15 protein-coding genes are annotated in these 13,564 nt (G+C 60.0%); 11 read left to right on the forward strand and 4 right to left on the reverse strand.

Translation table 11 applies throughout. The features are described from left to right. The first annotated feature begins 90 nt into the window (after positions 1–90). Genes ACZK2G_RS11120 through ACZK2G_RS11130 form a run of 3 tightly spaced genes read left to right on the forward strand, consistent with a single transcriptional unit; the run spans position 91 to position 4,790 of the window. Positions 91–504, forward strand: a complete 414-nt coding sequence (locus tag ACZK2G_RS11120; protein WP_012480230.1) for a MerR family transcriptional regulator — start codon at positions 91–93, stop codon at positions 502–504. Then, entirely contained in the window at positions 501–1,772 is a 1,272-nt protein-coding gene (locus ACZK2G_RS11125; RefSeq protein WP_005413373.1) for a site-specific integrase, read from the forward strand. The genes ACZK2G_RS11120 and ACZK2G_RS11125 overlap by 4 nt, the downstream gene beginning before the upstream one ends. A 24-nt stretch (positions 1,773–1,796) precedes the next feature. Then, positions 1,797–4,790 (forward strand): Tn3 family transposase, encoded by a 2,994-nt coding sequence (locus tag ACZK2G_RS11130; protein ID WP_043033507.1) that lies wholly within the window; start codon positions 1,797–1,799, stop codon positions 4,788–4,790. Between the two features lie 43 nt (positions 4,791–4,833). Here ACZK2G_RS11130 and ACZK2G_RS11135 read toward each other — a convergent pair whose 3' ends face one another. After that, positions 4,834–5,112, reverse strand: coding sequence for a hypothetical protein (locus ACZK2G_RS11135; RefSeq protein WP_033835997.1), 279 nt, complete (start codon positions 5,110–5,112; stop codon positions 4,834–4,836). Positions 5,113–5,206: 94 nt separating this feature from the next. Here ACZK2G_RS11135 and ACZK2G_RS11140 point away from each other — a divergent pair, with 94 nt between their 5' ends. Both ACZK2G_RS11140 and ACZK2G_RS11145 read left to right on the forward strand, forming a co-directional pair. Next, a complete protein-coding gene (locus tag ACZK2G_RS11140) occupies positions 5,207–5,452 on the forward strand; it encodes a helix-turn-helix domain-containing protein (protein ID WP_043033505.1) in 246 nt (81 codons plus the stop codon). A gap of 470 nt (positions 5,453–5,922) precedes the next feature. Continuing rightward, on the forward strand, positions 5,923–6,297 hold the full coding sequence (locus ACZK2G_RS11145; protein ID WP_080334755.1) for a helix-turn-helix domain-containing protein: 375 nt from the start codon (positions 5,923–5,925) through the stop codon (positions 6,295–6,297). Between the two features lie 123 nt (positions 6,298–6,420). On the opposite strand, the gene ACZK2G_RS11150 is transcribed toward ACZK2G_RS11145, so the two are convergent. Next, positions 6,421–7,329: a DMT family transporter gene (locus ACZK2G_RS11150; RefSeq protein ID WP_043033504.1), complete on the reverse strand. Its 909-nt coding sequence runs from the start codon at positions 7,327–7,329 to the stop codon at positions 6,421–6,423. 97 nt (positions 7,330–7,426) lie between these two features. Between ACZK2G_RS11150 and ACZK2G_RS11155 the strand changes: the two genes are divergently transcribed. Then, complete coding sequence (locus ACZK2G_RS11155) at positions 7,427–8,230, forward strand: AraC family transcriptional regulator (protein ID WP_043033503.1); 804 nt, start codon at positions 7,427–7,429, stop codon at positions 8,228–8,230. Here the strand turns inward: ACZK2G_RS11155 and ACZK2G_RS11160 are convergent. Further along, on the reverse strand, positions 8,190–9,098 hold the full coding sequence (locus tag ACZK2G_RS11160) for a LysR family transcriptional regulator (RefSeq protein WP_033835999.1): 909 nt from the start codon (positions 9,096–9,098) through the stop codon (positions 8,190–8,192). The genes ACZK2G_RS11155 and ACZK2G_RS11160 overlap by 41 nt on opposite strands. Before the next feature lie 93 nt (positions 9,099–9,191). Here ACZK2G_RS11160 and ACZK2G_RS11165 point away from each other — a divergent pair, with 93 nt between their 5' ends. The 3 genes from ACZK2G_RS11165 to ACZK2G_RS11175 all read left to right on the forward strand — a co-directional run bounded on the left by ACZK2G_RS11165 (position 9,192) and on the right by ACZK2G_RS11175 (position 11,577). Continuing rightward, positions 9,192–9,701 (forward strand): lactoylglutathione lyase family protein, encoded by a 510-nt coding sequence (locus ACZK2G_RS11165; protein ID WP_033836000.1) that lies wholly within the window; start codon positions 9,192–9,194, stop codon positions 9,699–9,701. 177 nt (positions 9,702–9,878) lie between these two features. Then, entirely contained in the window at positions 9,879–10,406 is a 528-nt protein-coding gene (locus ACZK2G_RS11170) for an SRPBCC family protein (protein WP_223224789.1), read from the forward strand. A gap of 52 nt (positions 10,407–10,458) precedes the next feature. Then, on the forward strand, positions 10,459–11,577 hold the full coding sequence (locus tag ACZK2G_RS11175; RefSeq protein WP_049402762.1) for an NADH:flavin oxidoreductase/NADH oxidase: 1,119 nt from the start codon (positions 10,459–10,461) through the stop codon (positions 11,575–11,577). Positions 11,578–11,792: 215 nt separating this feature from the next. On the opposite strand, the gene ACZK2G_RS11180 is transcribed toward ACZK2G_RS11175, so the two are convergent. Next, the gene (locus ACZK2G_RS11180) at positions 11,793–12,146 is read right to left on the reverse strand and encodes a hypothetical protein (RefSeq protein WP_043033501.1); all 354 of its coding nucleotides are present in this window, start codon (positions 12,144–12,146) and stop codon (positions 11,793–11,795) included. A gap of 26 nt (positions 12,147–12,172) precedes the next feature. Between ACZK2G_RS11180 and ACZK2G_RS11185 the strand changes: the two genes are divergently transcribed. After that, entirely contained in the window at positions 12,173–12,508 is a 336-nt protein-coding gene (locus tag ACZK2G_RS11185) for a hypothetical protein (protein WP_043033500.1), read from the forward strand. 5 nt (positions 12,509–12,513) lie between these two features. Then, complete coding sequence (locus ACZK2G_RS11190; RefSeq protein ID WP_208043166.1) at positions 12,514–13,137, forward strand: TetR/AcrR family transcriptional regulator; 624 nt, start codon at positions 12,514–12,516, stop codon at positions 13,135–13,137. The last annotated feature ends 427 nt before the right edge of the window (positions 13,138–13,564 follow it).

The raw sequence follows: 13,564 nt of genomic DNA on the forward strand, positions 1-13,564 counted from the left end.
GGTCGTCACATGCAGCGCCGCGGCCGGAGTGGCGGCGGATACGGGTTCAGCGTAAAGTCCGTAGCTACTACGGAGTCAAGCGTACTACGAATGAAAATCAGTGAGGCTGCCGACGCCAGCGGATGCCACTTGGAGACGATTCGCTATTACGAGCGGATCGGGTTGCTGCCGCGCCCGGGGCGCACGGGCAACGGCTACCGGGTCTATGGCCCGGCCGACATCGAGCGGCTGCGCTTCATTGCGCGTGGCCGGGACCTGGGCTTCAGCCTGGAGGAGGTCCGCAGCCTGCTGCAGCTGGCCGGCGATGAGGAGCTTTCGTGCGGGGACGTGGACCGGTTGGCCCGCAGCCATCTGGCCGACGTGCGCGCCCGCATGGCCGACCTGCAGCGCATGGCCAGCGAGCTGGAACGGGTGATTGCCAGTTGCCATGGCGGGCAGCGGGCGGAATGCACCATCCTGTCGACGCTGCGCCAGACGACCTCGGTGGAGGCCACGCGCCAGTGACCGAACTGGACCGCTACCTCGATGCGGCCACGCGCCAGAACACGGTGCGCAGCTATGCGTCGGCGCTGCGGCACTTCGAGGTTGAATGGCAAGGCCACCTCCCAGCGACACCTGACAGCGTGGCCCGGTACCTGGCCGCTTATGCGCAGACCTTGGCGACCAGCACCCTCCGCCAACGTCTGGCGGCCATCGCCTCTTGGCACCGCGACCACGGCTTTGTCGACCCGACCCGATCGCCGCTGGTGCGCAAGGTGCTCAAAGGCATCCAGACCCTGCACCCGGGCCAGGTCAAGCAAGCCGCGCCGCTCCAGATTCGGCGGCTGGTCGAGCTCGATGACTGGCTGGCCGCGGCGATCGCTGCGGCACATGCCCGGGGCGATGGGCCGGCGGCGCTGCGCCATCAACGAGACCGAGCGCTGGTGCTGCTCGGGTTCTGGCGGGGATTCCGTGGCGATGAACTGCTGCGTCTGGACGTGGCCCATCTCACGCTGGTGCCGGGACAGGGGATGACCTGCTTCTTGCCACGCAGCAAGGGTGATCGCCAAGCAGCCGGCGTCACCTACAAGGTGCCGGCGCTGTCGCGGTTATGTCCGGTGGAGGCGACCCAGGCGTGGCTGCAGGCGGCCGACCTGCAAGAAGGGCCGGTGTTTCGGGCAGTCAACCAATGGGGCCAGGTGAGCGCCGAAGGCCTGCATCCCAACAGCTTGGTGCGCCTGCTGCGCGAGTTGCTGACCAGTGCAGGCTTTGCCGATGCGGGGCTCCACAGCAGCCATTCGTTGCGCCGCGGCTTTGCCAGCTGGGCCAACGACCAAGGCTGGGACATGAAGGCCTTGATGGAGTACGTGGGCTGGCGCGATGTGCAGTCGGCCATGCGTTACCTGGACGGGCGTGACCCGTTTGCCCGGGACCGCATTGAAGCAAGCCTGCCCAGTCCAACCGTGCCGGTACCGGCGATGGCACTGCCGGCGCCGGAGGGCAAATCGGCCCTGCAGCTGCGCCTGCGCATGGTGCTGACCCCGTTTGCCCGCACGGGCCGCGGCGCGGCCAAGGCCCGAGGCCGAATTGAAGAGATCTGCTTGGCCCCGTTCCAGGCTGTGCGCCTGAACACCGCCAGCAGCGAGTACCAGTTGACTGCTCCCACCGATCCCGAAAGGGATCTGGATGAAATCCTGGCCACGTTGCTCGATGACATGCACCGCATGGCCGATACGCACCAGTGCTTCCTGGAAGCGTCGCTCAGTACAGACGACGGCCGGCACTGGGACTGATCCCCCTCACACCCTCCGGATCCAATGGCTACCCTTCACGAGACCGCCTACCCGCGACTGAAGCCTGATCCCACCGCCAAGGAACTGGAGGAGATCTATACCCCGACCGCCGCTGAGATTGCATTCGCCAAGCAGCTGACCACCCAGCCGGGTCCGCAGCTGGCGGTACTGATTCATCTCAAGCTCTTCCAACGCTTGGGCTACTTCACGCTGTTGGCCGACGTACCCGAGCGGATCCGGAAGCACATCGCCAAGGCCGCCCGACTCGGGCGCGTATTGGACACCGACCAGCTCGAACGCTACGACGCTTCCGGCAGCCAGCGCCGGCATATGCCGCAGCTTCGGCAATTCATCGGGGTACGTCCCCTGGATAAATCGGGCTTGGCTTGGCTGGACACAGTGGCCACCGGAGCAGCCCAGACCAAGCACACCATCCCGGACATCGTGAACGTCCTGCTCGAAGAGCTGGTGCACCATCGCTACGAACTGCCCGGTTTCCGCACTCTGGAGCTGGCCGCCATCGGCGCCCGTGAGCGGGTCAATCTGGGCTACTACCGCAGCATCAGCCACGCGCTGACGCCTGCCACGCGCACGCTCATCGACGAACTGCTGCGCGCACCGGAAGGGTCCAGGTTCACCGGCTGGCAATCACTCAAGCGCGAGCCCGGCCGGCCCACCAACAAGGAAGTTCGGTTCTACCTGCAGCACATCCGCATGCTGCAGCAGTTGGCCGACCAGCTGCCTCCCATCGATGTGCCGGTGCCCAAGCTCAAGCAGTTCCGTGCAATGGCTCGGGCCTATGACGCCAGCGAGCTGGCCGAACTGGCTCCGGACAAGCGCTATGCGCTGGCCACCATCTTCATTCGCGCCCAGCATGCCAAGACACTGGATGATGCAGCCGAGTTGTTCATCAAGCAGGTGCGCGGGCTGGAGAACACGGCCCAGCAGAAATTGCTGGCCTACCAGCTCGAACATGCCAAACGGGCCGACTTCCTCATCGGCCAGCTCAAGGAAATCCTGCAGGCCTATCAGCTAGACGGCAGCGATAGTCAGCGCGTGGATGCCATCGACAACAGCCTGGAAGCGGAAGTGTCGACCTTGCTGGCCGAATGCGAAGAACATATGGCCTACGCCGGGAAGAACTACCTGCCTTTCATGCTGCAGCCCTATGGCGCGGTCAGGCCGCTGCTGTTCAATGGGCTGGAGCTGATGAAACTTCGGGCGACCAGCCACGACGCCGGCATGGAGCCGCTGATCGCAGCGGTGCTCTCGCTGCGCAACCAGCGCCGTGAGCTGATCGAGGTCGCCTCCCTCGGTTTGGACCCGGAAAAGGACTTTGACTGGATGTCCAAGCTCTGGTGTCAGCACGTGTTCGGCAAGCGGGCCAGTGCAGCCGGCGCCGGCTGGATGCACCGTAAGTACTTCGAGCTGGCCGTGCTGGTGCAGGTCAAGGACGAACTGAAGTCCGGAGATCTCTTCATTCCCAGCAGCGAACGGTTTGATGACTACCGTGAGCAGCTGGTCGATGAAGCCACCTTGGCCCAGGAACTGGAAGCCTACGGCCAGGTGTCAGGCCTGCCCACCGACGCCGAGTCTTTCGTGGCGGGATTACGTGCACAACTGACCTCCCTGGCCGATGAGGTCGACGCGCGTTTCCCGGAGAACGTACATGCGGACATCCTGGATGGGCGCCTGGTGCTGCGGAAGGGGCAACGCGCCGAAGTCTCCAGCGCGATTACCACGGTGGATCGCCTCATCGCCGAACGGCTTCCAGAATCCAGCATCGTCGATGTCCTGATCGATGCCAGCCAATGGCTGGATCTGCACCGTTTCTTCCGCCCGATCGCCGGCACCGAGAGCCAGGTCGAAGATCTGCCCCGACGTGTGATCACCACGCTATTCTGCTATGGCTGCAACCTGGGGCCGACGCAGACGGCGCGGTCGATCAAGGGCTTCAGCCGGCGCCAAGTCGCTTGGCTCAACCTGAAATACGTGACCGAGGATGTGCTTGAGAAGGCCATCGTGGAGGTCATCAATACCTACAACAGATTCGACCTGCCTGGCTATTGGGGCAGCGGCAAGAGCGCATCAGCTGATGGCACGAAGTGGAGCGTCTACGAGGACAACCTGCTGTCGGAGTATCACATCCGCTACGGCGGCTACGGTGGCATCGGCTACTGCCACGTGTCCGACAAATACGTAGCGCCGTTCAGCCACTTCATTCCCTGTGGCGTGCACGAGGGCATCTACATCCTCGACGGTCTGTTGGCCAACACTTCCGACATCCAGCCTGAGATCGTCCATGGCGACACGCAGGCCCAAAGCTATCCGGTCTTCGGCCTGGCCCACATGCTGGGCATCCAGCTGATGCCCCGGATCCGGAACATCAAGGACCTGACATTCTTTCGGCCCGAACCGGGTAGGGCTTATAAGAACATCCAGGCACTGTTCGGGGACAGCATCGACTGGCAACTGATCGCCACCCATCTCCACGACATGCTGCGGGTGGTGATCTCAATCCGATTGGGCAAGATCACCGCGTCCTCGATCCTGCGCCGGCTGGGCACCTACAGCCGGAAGAACAAGCTGTACTTCGCCTTCCGGGAACTTGGCAAGGCCGTTCGAACGCTGTTCTTGCTGCGCTACATTGATGACAATGAGATCCGCAAAACGATCCATGCTGCCACCAACAAGAGCGAGGAATACAACGGCTTCGTGAAATGGGTGTTCTTTGGCAGCCAGGGGATCATTGCTGAGAACGTCCAACACGAGCAGCGCAAGATCATCAAGTACAGCCAGCTGGTGGCCAACATGATCATCCTCCACAACGTGGAAGGCATGAGCCGGACCTTGGCCGAGATGAGGAAGGAGGGGATTGAACTGACGCCCGAGATCCTGGCCGGCCTGTCGCCTTATCGGACCAGCCACATCAATCGCTTCGGCGACTACCACCTGGATCTTGAAAGGGAAGTGGCGCCGCTGAGCTACACAGCCAAGGTGCTTGAACAGACCCCATAGATGGGGAGAACCTGATCGAGAGACGAGCAATCAACTTTGAAATTCAGTCGCTTAGGCAGCTTTTGGCCCTGTACGTAATGATTCCCTGCCGACCCTCTTCAAGGTTCATCCCAGCGACTGCCCAGTTGAAGGCCGCTCTTTCGTGGGCATTGAGTTCCGCGTCGATAGCGTCAATTGACTGCCGGTATTGCTGCTGGGTTCCATTCGTAACCATCTTCTTGTCTGTCGGACCGCTGCAGGCAGCTAGCAGTGCTGATGCTGCCAGGATCAGTGTTGCTCTGCTTCTGGCCGCGGTGATGAAGCGGTATGGCTGTTCGCTCATGCGTCCCCCTGTCAATGAAGAAGACAGAATATCTGGTTTTTAGATATCGGAGAACTGGATATAGCTTTCTAGGCCGCTCAGCCAAGGCGCGGTCGTGTCGAAGTCCATCCATCGAAAAGAGTACGCTGCCCTCATTGAGGCTGTTCGCGAGGCGCGGCTAGCTGCCGGTCTGACCCAGGCCCAGGTGTCCAGCATGCTGGGCCGCAGCCAGTCATTCATCAGCGACGTCGAAACAGGCAAGAGAAGGGTTGATGTGGTGGAGCTGAGAGATATCGCCCGCCTGACAGGCCTTTCGCTGGGCAAGTTGATCACAAACTTTGAGAAGCGAATCAAAGACTAAAGCCCCTTAGGGTGTAGCGGTAGGTTCGCGCTTCTTGCCGGCCGGTCGGGACCAGGCGCACACGCCAGTGACAGACGGCCAACCGGATGGAAGGGGCACGCCCTGCCGGAAATCCGTGACGTAGATCGGCCTCGGCGTGCCGGGTCGAAACTTTAGGCTGTTTTGTGGAACCGTGGGGTCTGAACCCTCGTGTAGATCCGGGTGAAGCGACGTCTTTACAGTTGTTGATGTGAAGACATTTCTCCGGCCCACTCCACAGCAGCTCCACAGGTCGCTAAAGCGAACCCCTAAATGCCTCCGATGGGCTTGTCGCGGGGCCTATACCCTTTCGGCGCGACTGTCTGACGTGGAGGATTGCGCCCTACACAAGCTTCGAGACGCAAAGGCTATCGCTTGGCGGCGGCAGCGCAAGATGCGCAGCTGGGCCGCGAAGCATCCCCGGTTCCTACTGTTAGCCTTTCCGCTTTGGGGTGATCCCCGGTCATTCGCTGAGTTACCGGAACAGAAGCTTTGGCCGCGCATTCTTGGCGTTTTCGCGCTTGTTAGCCCCCATCATCGATGCGCTACAAGCCGATCCAGGAAGTGGCCAGTCACTAGTTCAATGGGCAGAAGTTGCTGGCGTATCCTCTCGGACTCCTGCAAGACGCTGGGTTGCCGCTACTGGCCTGGGATGTTGTGAGTGGCGCCAGAGGCTGAAGCTTGCTGCGTCCCTCCCTCTCCTCCAGAGCGACTGCAAAGTTGGTGATGTTGCCAAGCGGCTGGGCTATAGCGGCCCCTCCCCTTTTATTGCAATGTTTCGCCGACTAACCGGCATGTGCCCAACTCAGCTGAAGAGCGCTGTCTAGATGCAACTTCACCTTGAGGAGAGGGCCCTTTGAACCTGGCTAGCCGAAGAAGCGTTCCCCGAACAAGGAGAACGGGCCTCAAGCGGCCCGTTTTCATTTGAACTGCAGCTATGCAATTGTCTTTCAGCGCTTGGTCGAGGTGTCATCCACGACCATGACCTCGTCAGGCTTCTTGCGAGCTGCGTACTCCGCCAGTACCACACCAAATACTGCCATCAAACCGCCACCCACGACCCAGGTGCTCAGAGACTCTTTGAGGACCACCACCGCAAGCAATGCAGTGACGATCGGGACGAGATTGAAGAACCCGGCCACGCGAGCAGAGCCCAGCCGATGCAGGCCGGTCATCCATGCCAACGGTGCCATGATCGAAGCGCCGATTGCTGCGAATGCAATGCAGCCGATGGCTGCGCCACCCTGGACGCCAGTGCCTGCGACAAGGAAAAGAGGTAGCAGCAGGATCGTTGCAGACATGGCTTGAAGAAACAGGGATTCGATCAGCGTTACGGGAATGCGCCACTTGTGCATCAGCAAATTGTAGGTGGCAAAAGCCAAAGCGCCCAGCAGCATCAGGGCGTCACCTTTGTTGATTCCATGGGAAACCAAGGCTTCAAAGTCACCATGGGACACTACCGCTATCACCCCAACCAAGGAGATGATCGAACCAATCACTGCGCCACCGCGGACTGCGTGACCCATGAAGATGCGCGACAAGGCAAGAGCGATCAACGGGATGAGTGCCTGGATAACGCCCATGTTGGTCGCAGAAGTGAAATGTGCGGCGTAGTACGCCAGGCATTGGAACATGACACCGCCCAAAGCACCGAGCACGAGGAAGCGTGCCCAATTGGCTTTCAGGACCGCTAGGTTCGACTTCAGGCGCGGCAGGGCGAATGGGAGCAAGATGATGGCCGCAGCAAGCCATCGCCAGAAGCTAATATCGACCGGGCCGACGGTCCCTGCAGCGAGCTTTGTAACGATGGTGTTGGCGCCCCAGAGAAGGCAGGCCAGGAGGGGGAGCAGGTAGTACATGGCATCCTCAGATACTGGATATCAACAGCCAGTAGCGTAGACTTGGCGGAATTTCGTTACATCCATAATTTGCGCCAATCTTCATCTTGAATGCGACATGGCAATGGACCCCGTCCCCTCGTTCAGCTCCATCCCTGGAGACATCTACGTTCGGCAAGGGACTTTGCCTCCCTCCGACTGGGATGCTCGTGTGCATCCGTGGGGGCAGTTCAACTATGTTGCGCAGGGTGTCATGGAGTTACAGGTAGGCGAGGACTGGATGGTGTCCCCTACCCACTATGCGATATGGATTCCGCCTGGTGTTCACCACTCATCCCGAAACCGTGGTGCGGTTGCTTATCGATCCGCATACCTTTCGGTCGGCGCGTCGGCGCAGATGCCCAGCATTCCGACTGCGTTAGCGGTTAGCTCGTTGCTTAGGGAGATCTTGGACGAACTGGCCCGTCGTGACATCGGCGAGGCCGTTAAGCCAGAAGACCGGCGACTCTCCGCGGTCGCCCTTGACCTGATTCTGGCCGCGCCGGTGATGTCGAGCTTCCTGCCGCTGGCCAGCGGTGACGTGCTAAAGCGGATTCTGAGCTATGCCGAGACCTCCCTTCAGGACTCTCCGTCGGCACTTGAGGTCGCAGAGCGCCACCACATTAGTGTTCGATCACTTGAGCGCTTGGCAAAGCGCGAGCTAGGGATGGGGTTCGGAGAGTGGCGCAGTCGGCTTCGTTTTCTGAGGGCAATTGATGCCTTGGGTTCAGACCGATCAATTACGCAGATTGCAGACGATCTGGGCTATGCAAACTCAACGTCTTTCAGTGAGATGTTCAAGCGACACTCTGGCCGGACCCCAGACCAGTATAGAAGGGGCCTCAGTCCGCTCCAGCGAGAGGTGGAGCCCTCCTCCCGCTGAATCGAGGCAGGCCTCGAAGCTGTTGGGTCAACCATTTAGCTGGCCCAGACAGTGGCCATTCGGATCGATGGATCATCCAGAGGGTGTCAACCACCGGAGATCCACAGTCAACCACCTCAATTGCGTCTTGCCGAGCGAAGGATTCACGGGCGTGTCGCGGAATGACAGTGAATCCCAGCCCGAGCGATACCGGCTCAAGGATGAGCGCAACCTGATTGGTGAAGCCGTGTATAGGAAGCGCGCGTACGCCTGGATTTCCTGGGAACTTGCGGGCGAGAAGGCGGGTGGCCATAGCCTGGCCATCTGGATGATCAACGAAACCCAACTTTTGAAGATCCGCCCAGCTGTCCGCGCAGGCACCTCTCGGAACTACCAGCTCAAGCGCCTCCTCGGTGAAGGGCTCAGCCCGCAGCCGAGGGTCATCCGGCCGAAGTGCAAGTAGACCCACCTCGTACTTCTTCTCCAGTACCGCCGATAGGATTTCTGGGTCCGGCGAGAAGCGATGACGAATGATCAAGCCGGGATGGGTGCGCTGGAAGTCCAGCAACACCGGGTAAAGAGCAAGGCCAACACTCCCGGGGGTTATCAGCGCAAACTCCCCCTGATCGCTGTCCGCGCTCGCGAGCTTGGCTTGAAGCCGGCGATCGGCCGAATCCATCTCTTGGCAGTACTGCAATAGAGCCATTCCCGCCGGCGTCAGCTCAATAAATCGTGGTCTGCGCAGAAACAGGGCACCCAGCTGTTGCTCAAGATGACGTACATGCTGACTGACCGCAGCCTGGGTGAGCTGCAGCTGGCCTGCGGCCCTGGTAAAGCTCCCGACCTCTGCGATAGCCCGAAAGGATCGGAGCCAATGCTCATTCAGCATAAGAATATTTTATCAATCTGATAAAAATGGATCAGATCATGGTTGAGTTGCAGGGTCTAATCTTGCGGCTACCCCTCTCTTCAGTGGTGTGCCGTGCCTGCCCTACCCCCTCCCTACCCTCGCGCCTTCTCCCACATCGGCCTGTCTGTTACCGATCTCGATGCCGCGGTTTCCTTCTATACAGAAGTCTTGGGCTGGTACCTCGTCATGCCGCCGACCAGGATTGCTGAAGACGAAAGCGCAATTGGCGTGATGTGCACGGATGTGTTTGGGCCTGGATGGGGCAGCTTCCGCATTGCACATCTATCCACTGGTGACCGGGTTGGAGTCGAAATCTTCCAGTTCAATAACGCCGAGCGTCCCGCGAACAACTTCGAGTACTGGAAGTCGGGCGTCTTCCACTTCTGTATTCAGGATCCGGACGTTGAAGGCCTGGCCGCTCGGATTGTGGCAGCTGGTGGAAAGCAGCGAATGCCGGTTCGAGAGTACTTCCCAGGGGAGAAGCCCTATCGGATGGTTTACATGGAGGATCCGCTGGGCAACATCCTGGAGATCTACAGCCACAGCTACGAGCTTACGTATTCAGCTGGCGCGTACGTCTAGCTCCACGCACACCCTCAGCCAGCTTTCGACTGCCAGGCAGTCCTCGCCAAACTGAGACACGACGGTACGGAGCAAGTGTCTCGGCTGTAGAAGTCAGAGGTCTGCAAGTTAGAAGCTGGCGAACGTAATTTTAACGATTCATCGGCGAGCCGCGCCGCTAGCCCTAAGGAGCATATGATGAAAATGAACGGCATTCGTTGGCCGGAAGGCTACCTTCCTGGTTACACCGAAAACTTTGTCTCGAATGAGCTGATCGTCCTCGGCCTTGCCGCAGCTGATGTTTGGCCGTTGCTTGAAGAGCCACGTCTGTGGCCGACCTACTACGGAAATTCAGCCAATGTGCGCTTCCACGATGGCGCCGGCCCTCTGTTGCGAAACGGGGATCGATTCTACTTTGAAACCTTTGGCTTCCCCGTGGAGGCTCAATGCGTCGAGCATGAGGCTCCTACCTCCGAGGGTCCGGGCCGGATCGCTTGGCATGGCTGGGCCGGTGAGCCCGGGTCTGCCGATCGACTTGACGTTCATCATGCGTGGATTGTCGAAGACCTTGATGGTGGCCGAGTGCGGATCCTCACGCAGGAGACGCAGAAGGGACAGCCTGCAGAAGCCCTGCGTCTGGCCAAGCCGAATCCAATGATCAATGGTCACCAGGATTGGCTGGACGGCCTGGTGGAAGCAGCTCGAGCCGCCAAGTCAACGTCCTAAGCCGGAGTAAATCCCCGTGCTTGCTCCTCTTGCTCTCCCCAAAGCCCCGTTTATGTCTGCCCTGTTTAGCCCATTCGAGCTCAAAGGTGTCACTCTTAAGAATCGTATCGCGGTGCCGCCCATGTGCCAGTACAGTGCGGAGGACGGCCGTATCAACGATTGGCATCTCAGCCACTATGCCGCGCTTGCGCGCGGAGGCGCTGGGCTCGTGATTGTCGAGGCTACCGCCGTGTCTCCGGAAGGACGCATCACCCCGGGATGTGCTGGCCTGTGGGGTGATGAGCAAATTCCAGGAATGGCAGCCATCGCTTCTGCCATCAAGCAAGGCGGTGCCGTAGCTGGCATCCAGATCGGCCACGCAGGGCGCAAGGCTAGTGCAAATCGGCCATGGCAAGGCGATGACCACATCGCAGCCGATGATCCCGCAGGATGGGCGATCCTTGGTCCCTCGCCGATCGCCTTTGGCGGCTCGCTCGATAGAGTTCCCAACGAGATGACGGTTGAGGACATTCATCGCGTTCAAGCGGATTTCGTCGCTGCAGCCAAGCGTGCGCTTGCTGCAGGATTTGAATGGCTGGAGCTTCACTTCGCTCATGGCTATCTGGCGCAGAGCTTCTTCAGCCCCGACAGCAACAAGCGGGAGGATCGCTACGGTGGCAGTGCGGAGAACAGAGCACGCTTCCTGCTGGAGACATTGGCGGCCGTCCGTAAGGTTTGGCCCGAGCATCTGCCGCTGACCGCGCGCTTTGGAGTTGTGGAGTACAACTCGCGCGATGGCCAAGCACTGGTCGACTCCATTGAGATTGGCAAAGAAATGCGAGAGTTGGGGCTTGATCTGCTCAACGTGAGCATTGGCTTCAGTGCTCTTGGTGGCCGCGTCCCATGGGGTACACAGGCGTTCCTGGCACCCCTTGCTGAGCGATTTGCTAATGAAACTGGGCTTCCGGTGGCCACAGGTTGGTGCATCGATGATCCACAGACTGCCGAGCGCGTTGTAGCGGACTGTCAGGTTGACCTAGTGATGATCGGGCGGGCCCACCTATCCAATCCGCACTATCCGTACCAAATGGCCATTGCGCTTGGCCAGGAGCTCCCAGCCAGCGTGCTACCCACGCCTTACAGCTATTGGCTGAGCAGATACAAAGGCCCGGGCAAGGCGTCGGCTCAATAGGAGCGAGCCAGCCCCCTCCTCCATCGAGCAATAGGGGCAAATGATCTGGCTCCCATCGAGAATCCCTAACGCCATTGCAAGCTGCTACCCCGCCTCAACACAGGCGGGGACAGGCACCATTAAAGTTGCTCCGCCTTGTCCGCCAGGGGTCACCGAAGCGGCTGCGTGAGCGAGACGGGATGGGAGGTCTGACTAGGCGCCGAAGAAGACTCGAGCTAGCGAGAGGCACTTGGCCGACGCTGCCTTGCCGGCATGCTCAAGCGCGAGCGCTCCGCCGCCGACAAGATGACCATCAGCACAAAGGGGTTGGCTACCTGAATCATGACTACGGACGTCTCTGAGATTGCACCTTGCAGCAGGAGAATCATCGGAATAGTGAGTAGGGCATGGAACAACACTCCCGCACCAACCAAAAGGGCTAGTGCTCGATAGCTCATACGACCCGCGCCAAAGGATGTGTAGATCATCCAAGCGCAGAGGGGGATGAAGATGATGATCGCAGTTAGCGTTCCCGCGCCGTAGCCGACCCCGAGAATCAGCGGGATCACGTGGAAGACAACGTTGATCATGATGATGCTGTAGATCGCATAGCCCCTTGAGCCAGGGCAAGGCTGGAAAGATTGAAGGCGGCGATCGCCTGCCCTGGGTGAAGACGCGTGGTGAGGACAACTACGCGATCTCAGAGCAAATCGGCTGGCAGGTCCATGTCTATGGACGAGCCAGTACTGAACTAAAGGGCTGGTGCGACAGCCGCGGCATGGCTCTTCGCGAGTTTACCTGGCACGAAGAACATGGCCGCGCTGGACGTCAGCAGGACGCTGTCTACGTTCTGCGGCCTGACACTTGGGTGGGATTGGCACAGCCAACGCAGTCCCTAGACGAGCTGCAGCGCTATTGGGATTCCCGCATGGGCAAGAGATTGAGCACGTGAGCGAGATGCAACCTAAGTGGAGTCGTCGCAAGGAGGCGCGGCCGCTCGAGATTGTAGACGCTGCGGTAGATGTTTTCCTTGAGAACGGCTTTGCTGCCGCAAAGCTCTCTGATATCGCGAAGCGCGCACGAGTCGCGAAGGGCACGATCTACCTCTACTTTGAAACCAAGGAAGAGCTGTTTCGAGCCGCAGCGCGCCAGTTGATCTCCACAAATCTGGAAGGCCTTGAGACGGCACAGGCGACCTTCGACGGGTCGATTGAGGAGCTAATCCCGACGCTCCTCCAGCGAGCGGTCTCATCAGGTGGCGATGCCCGCTTGTCTGCAGCATTGCGAATGGTGCTATCGGAGAGCCGAATGTTTCCTGAGCTTGCGAGGATCTGGCATGACGAAGTTGCATCTCGCATGATCCGGCTGGTGGCAAGCGCTGTCGAGCGGGCGCAGGCCAAGGGGACCGTCCGCGCCGGCGACTCAAATCTCATGGCCTTTTCAATCACGGCTCCGATCGTAATGGGTGTGCTGTTCCACGAGCTGTTCGGGACCTCGAGTCCGCATGCACCTGCGCTGGACAAACTTGCGTCCCAGCATGCTTCAATGATCCTTCATGGCATCACTGTGGATGCGATGTAAGCCGCCCTCACGGAGTTGTTAAGGGTTAGGCCACATCTATCCCTCCATGATTGAGATCAGTTGTCCTAGCCCTGCGACTTCGAGGGTGATCGTCTGCCGGCCAGAAGCAGATTCAGCGCGGCACAATCCTAGCCAGCGCATGCGCCCAAGGCATTGCTACTTGAAGGATGGGCAGCCATTGGCAAGCCACCAGCAGGCTACCGTCCTTCGTCGCCCCATGCGCACCGTCACGCAGTTCGAGCAGGGCATCCGGCCCGGGTTAGTCGTCCATCCCGCTGCAGACGATCAGGTCGAAACGACCCGTCGGCCACTCCTGCAGTTTCTGGGCGCAGGCCGCCGGAAGCGATAGAACGTTGAGTGTCGGTCCGAGGGCTGGCGCACCTCGTAGCCGCTGCCTCGATATCCCCCCGAGAACCGCTGGCCGAAC

Source organism: Stenotrophomonas sp. 107298_Sma (assembly GCF_056480345.1).

What these genes read in the sequence shown, in the direction of transcription:
- ACZK2G_RS11170 (WP_223224789.1), top strand. Translation starts at nt 9,879, where the DNA reads ATGAAAATGAACGGCATTCGTTGGCCGGAAGGCTACCTTCCTGGTTAC.
- ACZK2G_RS11190 (WP_208043166.1), top strand. Translation starts at nt 12,514, where the DNA reads ATGCAACCTAAGTGGAGTCGTCGCAAGGAGGCGCGGCCGCTCGAGATT.
- ACZK2G_RS11130 (WP_043033507.1), top strand. Translation starts at nt 1,797, where the DNA reads ATGGCTACCCTTCACGAGACCGCCTACCCGCGACTGAAGCCTGATCCC.
- ACZK2G_RS11175 (WP_049402762.1), top strand. Translation starts at nt 10,459, where the DNA reads ATGTCTGCCCTGTTTAGCCCATTCGAGCTCAAAGGTGTCACTCTTAAG.
- ACZK2G_RS11155 (WP_043033503.1), top strand. Translation starts at nt 7,427, where the DNA reads ATGGCAATGGACCCCGTCCCCTCGTTCAGCTCCATCCCTGGAGACATC.
- ACZK2G_RS11120 (WP_012480230.1), top strand. Translation starts at nt 91, where the DNA reads ATGAAAATCAGTGAGGCTGCCGACGCCAGCGGATGCCACTTGGAGACG.
- ACZK2G_RS11160 (WP_033835999.1), bottom strand. Translation starts at nt 9,098, where the DNA reads ATGCTGAATGAGCATTGGCTCCGATCCTTTCGGGCTATCGCAGAGGTC.
- ACZK2G_RS11135 (WP_033835997.1), bottom strand. Translation starts at nt 5,112, where the DNA reads ATGAGCGAACAGCCATACCGCTTCATCACCGCGGCCAGAAGCAGAGCA.
- ACZK2G_RS11180 (WP_043033501.1), bottom strand. Translation starts at nt 12,146, where the DNA reads ATGATCAACGTTGTCTTCCACGTGATCCCGCTGATTCTCGGGGTCGGC.
- ACZK2G_RS11150 (WP_043033504.1), bottom strand. Translation starts at nt 7,329, where the DNA reads ATGTACTACCTGCTCCCCCTCCTGGCCTGCCTTCTCTGGGGCGCCAAC.